Source organism: [Clostridium] saccharolyticum WM1, assembly GCF_000144625.1.
GTDB lineage: Bacteria > Bacillota > Clostridia > Lachnospirales > Lachnospiraceae > Lacrimispora > Lacrimispora saccharolytica.
Genome location: NC_014376.1, coordinates 3195393 through 3213156, shown reverse-complemented (window position 1 = coordinate 3213156; position 17764 = coordinate 3195393). Strand labels below are relative to the sequence as shown.

Genomic DNA, 17764 nt, shown 5'->3' with positions numbered 1-17764 from the left:
TGGGGAAGGAAATACGTCCCCACTCATCTTGGAATGACTGCATCGTCACGGTATCTTAGAATTATTTTACCGTAGTAGTAGTTAAGAATTTGAACTTGCCGCCTTCAATGGTCTTGATGAAGGCCATGTCTTTTTTTGCATCTCCGTTTTCATCGAAGGATATGCTTCCGGTAACACCGTCAATGGATACGTCCTTTAATGCATCGCGGATAGCAGCACCTTCTGCGGAGCCTGCTGTTTCAATGGCTTTTAATGCACAGAGGTAAGCATCATAACCAAGTGCAGATACTGCCGGAATGATCTCATCCTGCTTGTTGTCTTTTAAATAGGCCTTAAAGCCGGAGATGAAGGAAGCTGCTTCTTCGTTAGCCGGTTCTGCCTCGTCAAAGAAGGTGGAAAGTACTACGCCTTCCGCAGAGTTGCCTGCATTTTCAATGATGGTGGAGTTTTCCCATGTATCACCGGCAGCAATGGTAGCTGTAATTCCAAGCTCACGGGCCTGCTTGATGATAAGGGGAGCCGTGGTAATGGAAGATGGTGCAAAAATGATATCAGGATTCTGTGCCTTGATATTTGTAAGAATAGCCTTGAAATCGGTCTGGTTGGTCTGGAACTGTTCTTCACTTACAATGGTACCGCCTAAGCCTGTAAATGCTGTTTTGAAGAAGGAACCGAGGCCGGAGGAATAATCATCTCCAAGCTGGGTAATGATGGCAGCCGCCTTCGCTCCATTATCGTTTGCATAGTTAGCCATGACCGTACCCTGGAAGGGATCTAAGAAACATACCCGGAAATAAAAATCATTTCCCTGAGTTACCTGAGGGTTGGTACAAGAGGCTCCAATGGCAGGGATCTTGGCATCTGCAAAAATCTGTCCAGCGGCTATGGAAACGCCGGAACCGTAGCTGCCAAGCACAACGGAAACCTTTTCGCTTACAAGTTTCTGTGCTGCATTGACCGCTTCTGTTTTATCGGATTTGTTATCCACCTCCACTAATTCCACCTTATACTCTTCTCCCCCGATTTTAACCGTTGGATGAGTCTTGTTCGCGTAGCGCATTCCCAGTACCTCCTGGAAACCGCCGCCCCCGTTTTCTCCGGTGGTAGGTTCAAATACACCGATCTTAACGACCTTTGCCCCGCCGGAAGCGGAAGAAGAGGAACCCGAGCTGCAGCCGGCGATCAGGCTGGCGCTCATACATGCTGCAAGAGTGAGTGCAAATACTTTTTTCAATTTCATAATGAATTATCCTCCTTTATGTGTATCTCATACAAAAACAACTGTCTCTCGTGTGGATACACGTTGCATTATATTATATACAGAAGATAGAAAAAGTGCAAGAAAAAAATGAAAGAAATTTATTATTTTAAGCAAAATAGTAATTTTACATCAAAAAAGAAAGTCCGGCCTCTTTGATGTGAGACCGGACTTCCTTTTTATGTCATCTGCCTGCGGATTCCTTGTTTTCAATGGCCGCGCGGATGAATTCCCGGAATAGGGGATGGGGCCTGTTGGGCCTTGACTTAAATTCCGGATGAGCCTGGGTGGCCAGAAACCAGGGGTGAGAGGGAATTTCTACCATTTCCACAATCCGTCCGTCAGGAGATATGCCGGACAGCTTCATCCCTGCATTTGCCAGGGCTTCACGGAAATCGTTGTTTACCTCATAGCGGTGTCTGTGACGTTCGTGGATCAGTTCTTCCCCATATACCTGGTAAGCCTTGGAAGACTTGTCCAGTACACAAGGATAGGAACCAAGGCGCAGGGTTCCTCCAATGTCCTCGATGCCGTTCTGGTCCGGCATTAAATGGATGACCGGATGGGTGGTATCTGCATCAAGCTCTGAGGTATGGGCATCTGCAAAACCTGCCACGTGGCGGGAAAACTCCACGATGGCCATCTGCATGCCTAGACAGAGACCAAGGAATGGGATGTTGTTTTCCCGTGCATAACGGATGGATGAAATTTTTCCTTCAATGCCGCGGCTGCCAAAACCGCCGGGAACCAGGATCCCGCTTACATCCTGGAAGAAGCTGGCAGCATTCTCGTCAGTAACAAGCTCTGAATCTACCCATTTAATATGAACCTTTGCCCTGTGGAAGACACCGCCGTGTTTCAATGCTTCCACTACGGAAATATAAGCATCGTGAAGCTGGATGTATTTGCCTGCCAAAGCAACTGTTACTTCTTTTTCCGGATGTTTCCAGTCTTCGATCATTGAGATCCACTCCTTAAGATCTGGTTTCGGACACGGAAGGTTTAAGCTTTCACATGCTACTTCCGCTAAATGTTCTTCCTCCATGGCAAGTGGAAGTTCATACAATACTTCCACATCCAGGTTTTGAAGTACGTGGGTCTTGGGTACGTTACAGAATTGAGCGATTTTGCTTCGGATCCCGTCATCAAGGGGCAGTTCGGAACGGCATACGATGATGTCGGGCTGGATTCCCATTCCTTGTAAGTCTTTTACGCTGGATTGGGTGGGTTTGGTTTTCAGTTCTCCGGAAACCTTTAGATATGGAACCAGGGTCACGTGGATAAGAATGACATTCTCGTGGCCTGCTTCGTGTTGGAATTGTCGGATCGCTTCTAAGAATGGCTGGCTTTCAATATCGCCTACCGTTCCGCCTACTTCTATGATGGCGATCTCTGTTTCAGAGGAATTGCTGTTGCTGCAGTGAAAGCGGCTTTTGATTTCGTCGGTAATGTGAGGAATGACCTGTACGGTGCCTCCTCCGAAGTCCCCGCGCCGTTCACGGGTCAGTACGGTCCAGTAGACCTTACCGGTGGTAACATTGGAATTCTGGGTCAGGTTTTCATCAATAAACCGTTCATAGTGGCCAAGGTCAAGATCGGTTTCAGCGCCGTCCTCGGTGACGAAGACCTCTCCGTGCTGCACCGGATTCATGGTGCCCGGATCAATATTGATGTAAGGATCGAATTTCTGCATCGTGACCTTATAGCCTCTGGCCTTCAGCAGCCGTCCAAGGGATGCTGCGGTAATCCCTTTGCCGAGCCCGGACACAACGCCCCCGGTGACAAATACGTATTTCACTGACATAACAGTGTAACCTCCTTCTTTGATGGTATGGGCATATTTTTAAAAAAAAGATTATACACCCATTCCTTTAAAAAATCTAGTGGCATTGACAAAAACTTTTGATTATTAAGTGTCAGCTTTGGAATAAGTTCCCCCATAAGTTTCGATTGATCCTTTTTCTTAAATAAAACCAGAAAACGTTAAAAAATCATTGCTGTTAAATAAAACCAGCCTGGGTGTTTATAAGGATTTTATAATTCTTTTCTTGATTTATGGAGAGACTGACACTATAATGATAGAGGTATAGAATGGGTAGAGTCTATCCGGATTGGAGAATTCACACAGATGGATAACAAGAATCAAAATAATCATAATAAGATGCCGAAGAACACCCAGGCAATCGCTATATGGGTCATCGCATTTCTTATTGCAGTGGCAGGTATCTCTTATCTGCACAATGCGATTACAACGAGGACCAATAAGGAACTGAGTTATGATACCTTTATGAATATGGTGGATGACAAGCAGGTGGAATCGGTTAATGTAGAAGATTCAAAGATTACTATAAATCCCAAGAAGACCTGGGAAGGATACAAACCTGGCGTTACTTATTATACGGTAAGAATGGACAACGATTTAAACCTTGCGGAGCGCCTTCGCACTGCCGGAGTGGAAACCTTAAGAACCCGGCGTGACGGCAATTTTTTTATCCAGACCATTGTCAGCTACCTGCTTTTATTCGCAGCCATGGGATTTCTTTTAAACTTCATGATGCGCAGGGTCGGCGGCGGCGGGCTTATGGGCGTGGGAAAGAGCAACGCCAAGGTCTATGTACAGAAGGAAACAGGAATTACCTTTAAAGATGTGGCGGGAGAAGATGAGGCGAAGGAATCCTTGACAGAGATCGTGGATTTCCTCCACAATCCCGGAAAATATACAAAGATCGGCGCAAAGCTTCCCAAGGGTGCCCTTCTTGTAGGGCCTCCGGGAACCGGAAAAACCTTGCTGGCAAAAGCCGTGGCAGGGGAGGCTCATGTACCTTTCTATTCTCTGTCCGGTTCTGACTTTGTAGAGATGTTTGTGGGCGTGGGAGCTTCCCGTGTCCGGGATTTGTTTAAGCAGGCCCAGGAATCTGCTCCCTGTATTATTTTTATTGACGAGGTGGATGCCATCGGAAAGAGCCGTGACTCCAAATTTGGCGGTGGAAACGATGAGAGAGAGCAGACCTTAAACCAGCTTCTTTCAGAGATGGATGGATTTGACTCCTCCAAGGGTCTTTTGGTTCTGGCGGCTACCAACCGCCCGGAGATTCTGGATCCGGCCCTTCTCCGTCCCGGACGGTTTGACCGCCGGATAATAGTGGATAAGCCGGACTTAAAGGGCCGTGTGGATATTTTAAAGGTACACGCCAGGGATGTGCTCCTTGATGATACGGTGGATTTGGATGCCATTGCTCTTGCAACCTCGGGTGCCGTTGGCTCCGACCTTGCCAACATGATCAATGAAGCTGCTATTCTGGCCGTAAAAAACGGCCGGCATTCCGTGTCCCAGAAGGACCTGTTTGAAGCCGTGGAAGTGGTTCTGGTAGGGAAAGAGAAAAAAGACCGTGTCCTTAATAAAGAAGAGCGGCGCATTGTTTCCTACCATGAGGTGGGACACGCTTTGGTCAGCGCCCTCCAAAAGGATGCAGAGCCTGTGCAGAAGATCACCATTGTTCCGAGAACTATGGGAGCCTTGGGATACGTGATGCATGTGCCGGAGGAAGAAAAGTTCTTAAATTCCAGAAAAGAGCTTCATGCCATGCTGGTCGGCTATTTAGCCGGCCGCGCAGCAGAGGAGATTGTTTTTGACACCGTAACCACAGGTGCGGCCAATGATATTGAACAGGCCACAAAGGTGGCACGGGCTATGATTACCCAGTACGGTATGTCGGAGAAATTCGGCCTCATGGGGTTGGCATCCAAGGAAGACCAGTACTTAAGCGGCCGTACCGTAATGAACTGTGCAGAAGCTACCGCTTCCCAGGTGGATGAAGAAGTCATGAAAATGTTAAAGGAGGCCTATGAAGAGGCTAAGAGTCTTTTGGCAGAGAACCGGGAAGTGATGGATAAGATTGCGGAATTCCTCATTGAAAGAGAGACCATTACCGGTAAGGAATTCATGAAAATATTCCGGGAAGCCAAGGGAATCCCAGAGCCTGTGGAAGAGAACAAGGAATCCGAAAGCGGGAAACAGTCAACGGAAGAGGAAGACGGCCTTTCCGATTGGACCGTGGAAAACAAGGAACAGAAGGAATCCCATATTGATGTGGGGAATGTTAAGAATTAAAGCTTGAAACTCTTCAGGCAGCCAGTGCATGAGCGTAGCTTTGCGCGGCTGCCTTTTTTCCTTTTGAAGCTGCTGCCATAATTTTATTGTAAGAAATGGGGATTTTTGTTATAATAGAAAGAAAGAGGCCTTGGATGAAAAGAAAAACCCGTTAAAAGGAAGATCAATCGGCTGTCATAATTGATGATAGCCGTTTCTTTTTGTCTGCTTTTGTAAAATAAGGCCGATATTTTATGATTGGAACCTGAAAAGAGCATAAAAAACAGGAGATGAAGCAGAAACAAATGATACTGATGAATGAAATACCGGACCGGTTTTGGGGATTGTTCCGTTCCATCAACCGGTCCACCTACATAGAGGCTTTGTTAAAAATCAATGAGGAATATGAATACAGCAACTACTTTTTAAGCCGTGAGGTGTGCATTCAGGTTCTGGAGGAATATTTTACCGCCAAGCGGCTGGTAATCTGGCAGGATGAACTGGAAGATGAGGCGGATGTCTCAGAGCCGACTGCAGTCAGAGTCTTAAACTGGCTGTTAAGGGCCGGCTGGCTTCGGAAAGTGGATGATTATGCCTCCATGACGGTGAATATCGTAATCCCAGATTATGCCGCTGTCATGATCGGGGCCTTTTTTAAGCTTGCCAGGGATGAAGAGGATGAGACCCAGATTTATATTCAGAATGTATACGCCATCCTTTTTTCATTAAAACATAATCCAAGGGCCGGTATAAGCCTGTTAAACACGGCTTATATCAATACAAAGCGGCTTAACAAGACCCTGCAGGACATGCTTCATAACATGGACAAATTTTTTGAAAGTCTTTTGGAAAAAAAGGCGTATGGGGAGCTGTTAAAAGAACATCTGGAAGGATATGTGGAGGAAATTGTAAAAAAGAAATACCACATGCTCAAAACCTCGGATAATTTCTATCTTTACAAAAATGATATCAAGCGTTGGATCAGTTCCATGAGGGATGATGTGGAATGGATGGAACAGATGAGCCGCCGCAGCGGGCAGAAGGTGACGGCCGGGGATATAGGAGAAAAGCTGGATCAGATCGAAAGAGGCTTTGACGATATTGAACACCGAATTGCCAATATGGACAGGGAGCATTCCCGGTATATCCGGGCAACGGTTACCAGACTGAACTATCTGCTGAACCAGGAGGATAACATGAAGGGGCTTGTGATCAGGCTTTTAAATCATCTGTCCGAGACAGCGGACCAGGATGAAGCTGTAAAGGAAGTGGGCAGCCGCATGAACTTATCCCAGACATCCATCCTCTCTGAAAGGTCTCTCTATAAAAAAAGAAAGACCAGGTCCGGTTTTAAGGAGAACCTGTTGCCAGAGGAAGCGTCTGTTGAGCTTACCATGGAGGAGATCCTGGAATTAAACCGTTTAAAAAGCCGCTACAGCCGGAAGGAAATCGAAAGCTATATTGAATCCCATCTGGAAAACGGCCGTATGGAAGTGAGGGAAGATACCGTGGATTCCCCGGAGGAGTTTGAAAAGCTGATCCTGGCCTATGATTACTCTACCAGAAGAAAAAGCCTGTATCAGGTGGAGGATCCGGAGACAGAGCTTATTGACAACGGCAGATACCGTTATCCCAAGCTGGTATTTGTAAGGAGGAAAGAATCATGACCTATGAAGAAAGTGCTGGCATTATCAGCCATATCCCATATTATGATGCCCTGGGACAGGGGGAAAAGGAAGAGGTAAGGGCAGCTTTAAGGCTTCTTCTCCAGCAGACCTTTGTTCTGGAGCATAAGTATGATAAGCGGGACAACCGGTTTGTCTTTAATCCGGAATTTAAAATCTGCAACAAGCATCTGGAATTTATCCGGGCCTACCTTGCCGTCAGCGGAGTGACTGTTCAGGAAAACAGCCAGCTGGGCCTTATTTATATCCAGGGGGAGAATACGGTAGGAGATAAGCTTCCAAAGCTGGCCACCCTTTATCTTCTGATCTTAAAGCTGATCTATGATGAGCAGATGGCGGCAGTTTCCACCAGCGTTAACATCTACACCACATTAAGCGAGATTCATGAGAAGCTGGGAAATTACCGTTTATTTAAGAAACAGCCATCCCCCACAGAGATCCGCCGGGCAATCACTTTGTTAAAAAAATATCAGATATTGGAACCTCTGGATATTATGGAGGACTTAGACGGAGACAGCCGAATGATTATTTATCCCTGCATCAATGTGGTACTCTTTGGTGATGATGTGCGGGCCTTATTAGAAGCATTTGGAGAAGGAGACGATGACGATGACGAACCGGAAATTTGAGGCCCTGTCCAGGATACTCTTAAACAACTGGCATTATATCACCCGGAAAACCTTATCCTTTCATCAGGAGATCAATTTCTTTACCGGCCATTCCGGAAGCGGAAAGTCCACAGTCATTGATGCCATGCAGATTCTCCTTTATGCCAATACCGACGGACGGGGATTTTTTAACAAGGCTGCAGCCGATGATTCGGACCGGAGCCTGATCGAGTATCTGCGGGGCATGGTGAACATCGGGGAGAACAACGAATTCGCTTATTTAAGGAACCAGAATTTTTCCTCCACGATTGTAATGGAATTAAAACGGACGGATACTGGGGAATGCCAGTGCATTGGAATCGTTTTTGACGTGGAAACCAATACCAATGAAATATCCAGAAAGTTCTTTTGGCACAAAGGACCGCTCTGGGATAACGGTTATCGTACCGGTTCCAGGACCATGACCACTCACGAGGTGTCTGGTTATCTGCAGACCCTATATGAAAAAGAGGACTATTTTGCCACTTCTCATAATGAACGGTTCCGAAGGCAGCTGTATGACGTATATTTAGGGGGTCTGGATTCAGAAAAATTTCCTCTTTTGTTTAAACGGGCCATTCCCTTCCGCATGAACATCAAGCTGGAGGACTTTGTAAAGGAATACATCTGCATGGAACAGGACATCCACATTGAGGACATGCAGGAAAGCGTCATGCAGTACGGTCGGATGCGAAAGAAGATCGAAGATACTGGCGTGGAGATCGCTTATTTAAAGGAAATGGGGGAAAAGTTCTCAGCTGTCCGGGAAAAAGAAGAGGAGATAAGTGAAAATACGTATTTCTTCCGCAAGATGGAGATTCTGGATTATCAGGCAAGGATTCAGGCACTGACGGACAAGACCGGTCTTGCAAGGGAAGATCTAAGCCGCCAGGAAGAACAAAAGTCGGCCCTGGAAAGGCAGATGGAAGATTTGACCCTTCAGGGAAATGAACTGCTCCGCCGGATTTCTTCCACCGGTTATGAGGATTTGAAAAACCAGCTGGACTCTGGTAAGGAGCTGTTAAGCCATTTAAGCAAAAGCTCTGCCAGGTGGGCACAGACAGGAGAGCGGCTTAAGGAATGGATCAACGAAGAGGCCACCTCCAACCAGACCATATGGGACATCGAAGAGTTCGAAAAAAATACCATTGATGAGGAAAAGCTGGACCGCTTAAAACGGTCCATTGCAGAAATGCGTAAGGAAACGGAAGAAACCCAGAAAGAGGCGGAAGGGATCCTTCGGGACATCCGAAAAAAGGAGCGCCAGACAAGGGAAGAGCTGGCCCAGCTAAAGGCCGGAAACAAGGCGTATCCAAAGTATCTGGAACGGGCCAGATCTCTGATCCAGCAGCGGCTTTTAGAGGAAACCGGTAAGGCGGTGGAGGTCCATGTGCTTGCGGATCTTCTGGATATCAGGGATGAGACCTGGAGAAATGCGGTGGAAGGCTATCTTGGAAATAACAAGCTGTCCCTGGTAGTTGCCCCGGCCTGTTCGGAAACAGCCTTGGCTGTTTATGGAGAGCTGGATAAGGCGGAATATTTTAATGTGGCCGTCCTGGACACGGAACGAGTGGGCCGGAATTCCTATGAAGTGGTAAAAGGAGGCCTTGCAGAAGAGATCATTGTGAGGGAGGCTTATTTACAGCCGTACATTGACTTACTTTTGGGCAAGGTCGTTAAGTGCAGGAGCCTGGAAGAACTGCGCCGCTGCCGAATCGGGGTGACCCCTGACTGCATGCTGTACCATACCTTCCGGCTGCAGCATATGAATCCTGATAATTACACGAAATTTGCCTACATCGGCAAGGACAGCGTCAGGAGAAGGATCCGGCTTCTGGAAAAGAACCTGGTATCCCTGGAGGAGGAGAAGAAACCTCAGGAACAGGTCCTAAAGGAATGCCGCCGGATTTTATCCATGGAGGGCTTAAGCGAGGATGTGGGTGTTTACTTAGAGTGGCAGCAGGATATGGCGGCCTTTAAGGAAAAGGAAAAAGAGATCAGGCGGCTGGAACAGAAGCTGGAAAAGCTGAAGGCCCAGGATGTAGAGGAATGGGTGAAGGAAAGAGAATCCATCTTGCAGCTATGCGATAGGAAACGGGAAGAGCAGAGAACGGTTGATAAACTGATCTTTGGCATCAACAGCGAGCTAGAACGGTTTCGCAGGGAATCCTTGCAGCTTCAGGAGGAGCTGGTTTTAAAAGAACGGGAACTGGAACCGGATGAAGAACTGGAGAATAAAGTAAAGGAATTTCTAGAAAGCAGGGAAACTCACCGGTACGACCAGTTGAAGAATAAATTCTGGGGAAAATGCAGGGAGGCGGAAGAAGGCCGCGGCCAGGCATTTCAGGCCCTGGTAGGTGCCAGAGGCGATTACGCCAGAAAATATCCCAACCGGAATTTTTCCCTGACAGCAAAGGATAATGATGAATATGACCGTCTTCTTAAGATCTTGGAGTGCGGCAGTCTGGAAGAATATAAAAAGATGGCTGCTGAGCAGGCAAAGTCCGCTGTTCTTCATTTTAAGGATGACTTCATGTTCAAGATCCGAAGCGCCATAAGGGATGCACTTTTGAGAAAGGATGAGCTGAATCGGATCATCAGCAAACTGGATTTCGGCAAGGATAAGTACCAGTTCGTCATTGGAAGGAATAAGGGAGCGGACGGAAGATATTATGATATGTTCATGGATGATTCCCTGGAAGTAAATCCGGCCCATCTTACGGATTCCCTGGATAACCAGATGAACTTTTTTACCATGGAGCACGAAAGCCAGTACGGGGAAGTCATCAATGACTTGATAAATATCTTCATCCCGCCGGAAAATGCTACGGCAGAGCAAATGGAGGAGGCTAAGCGGAACATGGATAAGTATGCGGATTACCGGACGTATTTATCCTTTGATATGCAGCAGATCATCCAGAACGAGGATGAGGTCATTAAGATCCGGCTAAGCAAAATGATCAAGAAGAATTCCGGAGGCGAGGGGCAGAACCCCCTGTACGTGGCCTTACTGGCAAGTTTTGCCCAGGCTTACCGGATCAGCCTGTCCCCAAAGATACAGAGGAATCCGACCCTTCGTCTGGTGGTGCTTGATGAGGCATTTTCCAAAATGGATGCGGAGAAGGTGGCAAGCTGCATTGAGCTGATCCGGGGTCTGGGCTTCCAGGCCATTATCAGTGCAACCAATGACAAGATCCAGAATTATGTGGAGAATGTGGACAAGACCTTTGTGTACGCCAATCCAAATAAAAAGTCCATATCCATTCAGGAATTTGAGCGGGAAAGCTTTCCGGAGCTGATGCGGGAGCTTGATGAAGATGAGGCATATGGAGATACCGTTTCATAGGGTTAAAACAGGAAAAGAGGTTCTTCCTTCAGCCGTTTTTGGCTTTTGGAAGAACCTCTTTTCCTGTGGATCCGGCAATTTAATGAGTGCTTTCATTCAGATAATTATAAATGCTGTATCTGGACAATCCCAGAAAGTCTGCAAGCTTTTCTGCCGCCTTCTTGATCAGGAAAAAACCCTTGCCATCCAGAGTATGGACCACAGCCACTTTTTCTTCTTTTGTCAAATTTCCCACGGATTTTCCAGTCATGTTTACTGCTTCTTTCATCATGATTTCCAGCAGTTCATCAACATTTCCTACAAACAGTTCCGGAGACTGGGGAATGGTGGATGAGCCTGAGCAGGTAAAGGACTTTAAGGTGTTTTCACATTTGATCATCTCTGTAATATCGAAATTAATGCACAGACTCCCATTGACTTTTCCATATTCGTCACGAAAGTACTTGCTGGAAGAACGTAAGATCCGGCCGGTTGGCGTGGCGTTGATATAGCTGTATTGGTCATCCGGTGACGCCGATCCCTTTAAAATTTCCAATCCGGCATTGGTACCGCCGTCTCCCACCTTTCTTCCGGTTACATGTCCGTTCCAGATGGCTACGATCGTCTGGTCATAGGGCAGGGTAAGATCGTGGAGAACCACTTCACAGTTTTCTCCAAATTGCATAGCAATGCATTTGGCAATATCAGACAACAGGTTTAAGTTATCAGAAACATATCCCATAGTAAGTTTTATCCTTTCAACAAAATGTCTAAATAAATTATAAATGAAATGTGAGATAAAGTCCAGCAATATTAGACTATTTGTGGAAGTCAAATAGAAAGATTATAAAAAACAAACAAAAATTAAAAAAATATTGTATTATAATTGTTGACAAAAGATAAGAAGTATAGTATATATTGATTATGAGTTAAACAAAATGTTGAAGATCAATCAACAAAAAGTTCAAACCATACTTTCACAAGGAGGTCATTTATGAAAAGAGCAATCAGTATTATTATGGCGGCAGGCATGGCTGCATTGGCAGTCACAGGCTGCGGCGGCGGTTCAGCGGCACAGACCCAGACCACTTCGGCACAGACAACGGCAGCCAGTGGGGAAACAACCGGAGGGGAAACAACCGCTCAGGCTGAAAACAAAGAGACACAGGTAATCACCTTCTGGTACAACAACACAGGCGATGAAGCGGCTGTCTATGAGAAGGCCATCAGTGAGTACAATGCTTCCCAGAGCAAATACAAGGTAGAAGGGTTAAGCGTTACGGATGCCCAGAAAGTAATTGTTGCCATGAGCAGCAACGAATCCCCCGATGTCATCAAAATCAGCAACCAGACCGTGGTGCAGTATCAGAAGAATGGCTTGCTGGAAAGCCTTCAGCCATATGCTGACAAGGAATCCTTTGATTCCTCCATTTATTCAGAGCAGGCTTTGAATGCTAATACCATTGACAGAAACATTTATGCGCTTCCCCTTGATGCTTATACCATCCAGATGTATTACAACAAGGAGCTTCTGAAGGAAGCCGGTTATTCGGAGCCGCCAAAAACCATGGAAGAGATGTATGAGATGGCAGTAAAGGCGACAAAGGTAGACGGCAGCGGAAATATTGAGGTGCTTGGATATCCCTTGTTCCCATATGCTTCAGCCAGACAGGAGCTGATCTACGGCTTCGGCGGAAGATGGTGGGATGAGGAATCAAATGTTACCCCGGATAACCCCGGTATTTTAGACAGTCTTAATATGAATGTAAAATACAGAGACCAGTTTGGCGGAAAGGCTCTGGATGGGTTTATCGGTACGGCAAATACAAACCGCTATACAGAACAGGATATGTTTTTCCAGGGCAAGCAGTTGTTCCGGCTTGACGGTTCCTGGCTGCCCACCATGATGAAAAACTTTAATTCCACCGTTGATTACGGCATCACCCTGATTCCCGGTACACAGGCAAATCCGGAGCTGAGAGGAACCAGCCGGTATGAGACCGACTCTGTGGCAGTGCCGGCAATGGCTAAAAATAAAGAGGGAGCCTGGGATTTCACAAAATGGCTCTGCAGTCAGGAAGGTGCCAAGATCATTGATCTTGGAACAGGAAATCTTCCGGCTGTAAAAGCTTTATACGATGATGCTGATATCAAAGCAGTTCCTGGATTTACGGAATTTATTGATGCGCTGAAGCTGGAAAAAGGCATCCAGTATCCGGCAATGGCAGATTTTGATGAATACATATCTATGATCAATGCAACACTTGATACCGTCTACTCAGGTGCAAAAACTCCTGAAGAGGCACTGAAAGCTCTTGCAGATCAGAGTGCAAATTTAAAATAACAAATCACTTATCAAGGGCGCTGTAGGCAGAAATCTGCATACTGCAGTGCCCTAATCTTAATGTTTGAGAGGGGAAAAGGAATGAAGGGACGAAACGCGACACAGCGGGATTTTATAAACGGGCTGCTGTTTTCATCTCCGTGGATTCTGGGCTTTCTGGCTTTTAGCGTATATCCGCTCATAAGCTCTCTGTATTACAGCCTGGCAAAGTTCAATGCCGTGACAGCTCCGCAGTGGGTAGGACTTGATAATTTTAAAGACATCTTCAGTGATCCCCTTGTTTGGAAAAGTTTGGGAAATACCTTATTTATGGCCTTTGTATCTACGCCCATCAACCTGTTTGTAGCACTGCTTCTGGCCAGCATCGTATGCGCTGATTTTAAGGGGCGTGGGTTTGTCAGGACCGCTTTTTTCCTGCCTTCCGTAATCCCCATGGTTGCGGCAACCATGGTATGGATCTGGATGTTTGACCCAACCTACGGTTACATCAATAACGTACTAAGCTGGTTTGGAATCAGCGGGCCGGCTTGGCTCATGGATGCCCATTATACCAAGTGGGCACTGGTGCTTATGGGGACCTGGAACACAGGAACCATGATGCTGGTCTGCATGTCAGCCCTGCAGTCGGTACCCAGAAGCTACTATGAATCCGCAGAGATCGACGGAGCAGGAAGAATTGCCAGGTTTTTTCATATTACCGTACCATGCATTGCTCATGTGCTGGTATATCAGGCCATTTTAAGTACCATCAATGCATTCCAGTACTTCCAGCAGGTTTATATCATTGTTACTGCAAATGCCGGGGTAAAAGGAGGAAGCGCCGCAGGCGGTCCTGAGAATTCTATTCTCATGTATCCCCTGTATGTGTTCCATAATGCATTTACCTATTTAAAGATGGGGAAGGCTTCGGCAATGGCGTGGCAGCTGTTTCTCATTGTTGCAGTCCTTACAGTTATTTTGACAAAAGTAACAAGAAAAGCAACAGAAAATGCCGGAGGTGAATAAAAATGAAAAAAATGATAAGCAAAATTTTATTTTTTGCTCTGGTTGCCATTCTGGCTTTGATTTTCATATCACCCTTTATGGTAATGGCACTTACTTCTTTTAAAACCAACAACGATGCGTTCACCATTCCGGTGAAGCTGTTTCCCCGTCAATGGGTGAAGGAAAATTATCCGGCGGCATTTGCAGCGATCCCATACTTTAAATACATGGGAAATACGGTGTTCATCACGGCCATTTCCCTTATAGGGCAGCTTCTGGTGACGCCAATGGTGGCATATTCCTTAGCAAAGATCAAATGGAAAGGTGCAGACATTATTTCAGGACTTGTCATGGCCACCATGATGATTCCCATAACGGTTACCATGGTGCCATTGTATAAGATCTATTCAAAGCTGGGACTGACCAATACTTACGTTCCCCTGATCCTTCCTGCATTTTTTGGAAAGGCATATTATATTGTTATTGTCCGGCAGTTTTTTACAGGCATTCCAAACAGTTTGATCGAGGCAGGAAAGATCGACGGAGCAACGGAATTCCAGCGTTATTACAAAATCGCACTGCCTCTGTGCAAGCCTGTTTTGACTACCATCGGGATCTATGCTTTTTTGGATGCGTGGAGTGATTACTTGTATCCTTTGATTTTCATAACAAAACCTGGTATGTATACACTTTCTCTGGGACTCCAGCAGTATATGAGTGAGTATTCCGTGGATTGGGCAAGGCTGATGGCGGCAGCAGTCGTATTTGTTCTTCCGGTCATTGTCTGCTTCGGGATTTTCCAGAAAAACTTTGTGGAAGGAATAGCAACCAGCGGCTTAAAGGCGTAACCAGCAGGGGAAGTTGAAAGAAGAGCGTAATAATGAGAAAAACACAATCATTAAATGGAATTTGGGAATGGCATTGGGATGGAGATTCGTGCAATCCCCTGTATACCGGAGAAGTGCCGGGATCCGTGATCAGTGATATGCTTCAACATAAACTGATCCAGGACCCCTATTGGAGATGCAATGAATATACGGTCCGGGAGCTGATGGGAAGAAACTGCCTTTATGGGAGAACTTTTCCGGTGTCAGAAGAGGAATTGAAGTTTTCCTGTGCAGAGCTTGTTTGCGAGGGATTGGATACCATTGCTTCCATCCGGATCAATGGCTGCCTGATAGCAGAAACCAGGGATATGCACAGAACTTACCGTCTTCCTGTGAAGGAATATTTGCAGGAGGGAGAAAACCGGATTGAGATATTATTTAAATCTCCCCTGGAGTTTGTAAGGAACGAGGATGAAGGGAATGATATTTTCTATGCATCCACCGGCTGTATCCGGGGGAATGCGGCGCTTCGCAAGGCCCATTATATGTTTGGATGGGACTGGGGTCCGCAGCTTCCCGATATGGGGATATTCCGGGATATTGCCATCGAATATTGGGACCATGCAAAAATCCAGGATGTCCGCATCAGGCAGGATCATGAGGACAGCAGGAAAGTAGGGCTGATGTTTGAAGTGACAATAAATCAGCTTTCGATTCATGAGGATAGCCGGAAAAACGGGAACACATGGTATACCGAGACAGAGATAACAGATCCAATAGGAGCGGCTGTAATAAAAAAAGTCCGCAGCAGCAGGGAATGGCAGTTTGAAGAAACTATCACAGAGCCGAAGCTTTGGTGGCCTAACGGTCTGGGAGGCCAGCCTTTATATAAGATACGAATCCGCCTGCTTGATGAGGCGGGAGCCTGCCATGACACCTATGAGTGCCGGATCGGCCTTCGGACGGTGACGGTGAGTACGGATCAGGTTGAAAGAAAAACTTTTGAGGACAAATATGAATCCGGAAATGAATTTGCCATTACGGTCAATGGAATAAAAATTTTTACAATGGGAGCCAACTATATTCCGGAAGATAATATTTTATCAAGAGTGACAAAGGAAAGGACGGCACGTCTGATTGAGGATTGTGCTGCCGCAAATTTTAATTGCTTAAGGGTCTGGGGCGGAGGTTATTACCCTGATGATTATTTCTATGACAAATGCGATGAACAGGGGATTTTAGTATGGCAGGACTTAATGTTCGGCTGCAACGTCTATGCATTAAATGACAGTTTCGAAGAAGACATTGTGGAAGAAACGAAAGACAATGTCCGCCGGTTAAGACACCATGCCTGTCTGGCCTTATGGTGCGGAAATAATGAAATGGAATGGGGCTGGGCAGATGAATGGGCCAGGTTAAAAGGCCATCATCCAAGGTATAAGGCGGACTATACAAAGATTTTTGAATACATTCTGCCCCGTGCAATCAGAGCCTGTGACGACATCACGTTTTACTGGCCATCTTCCCCGTCATCGGGTGGAGCCTTTGACGATCCCAATGGAATCAGCCGGGGGGATCAGCATTACTGGGAGGTATGGCATTCCGGAAAGCCCTTTACGGAGTACGGGGATTTCAGCTTCTGTTCGGAATACGGATTCCAATCCTTTCCCCACAGCAAGACCATAGCTTCCTTTACCCTGCCTGAGGACCGTAATATTTTCAGCAGGGTCATGGAATCCCATCAGAAAAATCCGGCTGCAAACGGAAAAATATTAAATTATATAGCGGATTACTTCCTTTATCCAAAGGACACGGATTCCCTGGCTTATATTTCCCAGATCCTGCAGCTAAAGGCCATAGAATATGGGGTGGGGCACTGGAGGAGAAAACGGGGCCAATGCATGGGCTCCCTTTACTGGCAGCTCAATGACTGCTGGCCGGTGGCATCCTGGGCCAGCATTGATTATTACGGACGCTGGAAAGCGCTTCATTACGGGGCACGCAGATTTTATGCTCCCTTTACTATTTCCATTGAAGAAGAAAAGGAGCTCTCCCCTCTTGTCTCCTATTATGTTCATAATGATACCAGGGACGAAGAATGGTGCAGAACGGAAATTCTGTTAAAGGACCATAAGTTTCGTATATTATGGGAAAAAGCCTGGGAAGGCTCCATACGGGAACTTTCTGCTGTAAAAGTCATGGAAGCAGATTTCTCTTCCTGGACGGGGGATGAAACTCTTCGCTCTTCCGTTTTTACCACGTTCCGTTTATACAAGGGAGAGACTCTCATGGAGGAACGGACGGTGCTGTTTGTAAAACCAAAACATTTCAATTACATGGCCCCGGCCTACGATGTTTCGGTTACAGAATCGGAGCAGAGTTTTTATATCACGGTGAAAGCATCCGGTTTCTGTCAGTATGTGGAGCTTTATTTTAAGGACTATGACATAATTTTCTCTGACAATTTTTTTGATATCACAGCACCGGAAGGAATTACGGTATGTGTGAATAAAGCGGACTTTCGGTGCCATATGACCCCGGACCTGGTAAAGGATAATCTGGTGGTGCGGAGTGTGGCCGACAGCTATGGAAGCTGAGAAGGGA

Annotated in this window: 11 protein-coding genes; 8 read left to right on the top strand and 3 right to left on the bottom strand. The window is 46.3% G+C overall.

Annotation, left to right across the window (positions count from 1 at the left end; translation table 11 throughout):
- Positions 1 to 61: 61 nt before the first annotated feature.
- Positions 62 to 1240 (bottom strand): ABC transporter substrate-binding protein, encoded by a 1179-nt coding sequence (locus CLOSA_RS14890; RefSeq protein ID WP_013273590.1) that lies wholly within the window; start codon positions 1238 to 1240, stop codon positions 62 to 64.
- A gap of 202 nt (positions 1241 to 1442) precedes the next feature.
- Positions 1443 to 3062, bottom strand: coding sequence for a CTP synthase (locus tag CLOSA_RS14885; protein WP_013273589.1), 1620 nt, complete (start codon positions 3060 to 3062; stop codon positions 1443 to 1445).
- A gap of 324 nt (positions 3063 to 3386) precedes the next feature.
- On the opposite strand from CLOSA_RS14885, the gene ftsH reads away from it, so the two are divergent.
- The 4 genes from ftsH (at position 3387) to CLOSA_RS14865 (ending at position 11026) form a co-directional block, all read left to right on the top strand.
- On the top strand, positions 3387 to 5369 hold the full coding sequence (ftsH, locus tag CLOSA_RS14880) for an ATP-dependent zinc metalloprotease FtsH (RefSeq protein ID WP_013273588.1): 1983 nt from the start codon (positions 3387 to 3389) through the stop codon (positions 5367 to 5369).
- Positions 5370 to 5653: 284 nt separating this feature from the next.
- Positions 5654 to 7015: a Wadjet anti-phage system protein JetA family protein gene (locus tag CLOSA_RS14875; protein WP_013273587.1), complete on the top strand. Its 1362-nt coding sequence runs from the start codon at positions 5654 to 5656 to the stop codon at positions 7013 to 7015.
- Positions 7012 to 7662, top strand: a complete 651-nt coding sequence (locus CLOSA_RS14870) for a DUF4194 domain-containing protein (RefSeq protein ID WP_013273586.1) — start codon at positions 7012 to 7014, stop codon at positions 7660 to 7662. Before CLOSA_RS14875 ends, CLOSA_RS14870 begins: the two co-directional genes overlap by 4 nt.
- Complete coding sequence (locus tag CLOSA_RS14865; RefSeq protein WP_013273585.1) at positions 7643 to 11026, top strand: ATP-binding protein; 3384 nt, start codon at positions 7643 to 7645, stop codon at positions 11024 to 11026. The genes CLOSA_RS14870 and CLOSA_RS14865 overlap by 20 nt, the downstream gene beginning before the upstream one ends.
- A 79-nt stretch (positions 11027 to 11105) precedes the next feature.
- Here the strand turns inward: CLOSA_RS14865 and CLOSA_RS14860 are convergent, their stop codons facing one another.
- Complete coding sequence (locus CLOSA_RS14860) at positions 11106 to 11747, bottom strand: helix-turn-helix transcriptional regulator (RefSeq protein ID WP_013273584.1); 642 nt, start codon at positions 11745 to 11747, stop codon at positions 11106 to 11108.
- Positions 11748 to 11999: 252 nt separating this feature from the next.
- On the opposite strand from CLOSA_RS14860, the gene CLOSA_RS14855 reads away from it, so the two are divergent.
- The 4 genes from CLOSA_RS14855 to CLOSA_RS14840 all read left to right on the top strand — a co-directional run bounded on the left by CLOSA_RS14855 (position 12000) and on the right by CLOSA_RS14840 (position 17757).
- Positions 12000 to 13349, top strand: a complete 1350-nt coding sequence (locus CLOSA_RS14855) for an ABC transporter substrate-binding protein (RefSeq protein ID WP_013273583.1) — start codon at positions 12000 to 12002, stop codon at positions 13347 to 13349.
- 81 nt (positions 13350 to 13430) lie between these two features.
- The gene (locus CLOSA_RS14850; protein WP_013273582.1) at positions 13431 to 14354 is read left to right on the top strand and encodes a carbohydrate ABC transporter permease; all 924 of its coding nucleotides are present in this window, start codon (positions 13431 to 13433) and stop codon (positions 14352 to 14354) included.
- 2 nt (positions 14355 to 14356) lie between these two features.
- The gene (locus tag CLOSA_RS14845) at positions 14357 to 15181 is read left to right on the top strand and encodes a carbohydrate ABC transporter permease (protein WP_013273581.1); all 825 of its coding nucleotides are present in this window, start codon (positions 14357 to 14359) and stop codon (positions 15179 to 15181) included.
- Positions 15182 to 15213: 32 nt separating this feature from the next.
- Positions 15214 to 17757, top strand: a complete 2544-nt coding sequence (locus tag CLOSA_RS14840; protein ID WP_013273580.1) for a beta-mannosidase — start codon at positions 15214 to 15216, stop codon at positions 17755 to 17757.
- The last annotated feature ends 7 nt before the right edge of the window (positions 17758 to 17764 follow it).

Excerpts from the sequence above, each read along its gene's own strand:
- CLOSA_RS14890 (WP_013273590.1), bottom strand. The coding sequence starts at position 1,240 with ATGAAATTGAAAAAAGTATTTGCACTCACTCTTGCAGCATGTATGAGC.
- CLOSA_RS14885 (WP_013273589.1), bottom strand. The coding sequence starts at position 3,062 with ATGTCAGTGAAATACGTATTTGTCACCGGGGGCGTTGTGTCCGGGCTC.
- ftsH (WP_013273588.1), top strand. The coding sequence starts at position 3,387 with ATGGATAACAAGAATCAAAATAATCATAATAAGATGCCGAAGAACACC.
- CLOSA_RS14875 (WP_013273587.1), top strand. The coding sequence starts at position 5,654 with ATGATACTGATGAATGAAATACCGGACCGGTTTTGGGGATTGTTCCGT.
- CLOSA_RS14870 (WP_013273586.1), top strand. The coding sequence starts at position 7,012 with ATGACCTATGAAGAAAGTGCTGGCATTATCAGCCATATCCCATATTAT.
- CLOSA_RS14865 (WP_013273585.1), top strand. The coding sequence starts at position 7,643 with ATGACGAACCGGAAATTTGAGGCCCTGTCCAGGATACTCTTAAACAAC.
- CLOSA_RS14860 (WP_013273584.1), bottom strand. The coding sequence starts at position 11,747 with ATGGGATATGTTTCTGATAACTTAAACCTGTTGTCTGATATTGCCAAA.
- CLOSA_RS14855 (WP_013273583.1), top strand. The coding sequence starts at position 12,000 with ATGAAAAGAGCAATCAGTATTATTATGGCGGCAGGCATGGCTGCATTG.
- CLOSA_RS14850 (WP_013273582.1), top strand. The coding sequence starts at position 13,431 with ATGAAGGGACGAAACGCGACACAGCGGGATTTTATAAACGGGCTGCTG.
- CLOSA_RS14845 (WP_013273581.1), top strand. The coding sequence starts at position 14,357 with ATGAAAAAAATGATAAGCAAAATTTTATTTTTTGCTCTGGTTGCCATT.
- CLOSA_RS14840 (WP_013273580.1), top strand. The coding sequence starts at position 15,214 with ATGAGAAAAACACAATCATTAAATGGAATTTGGGAATGGCATTGGGAT.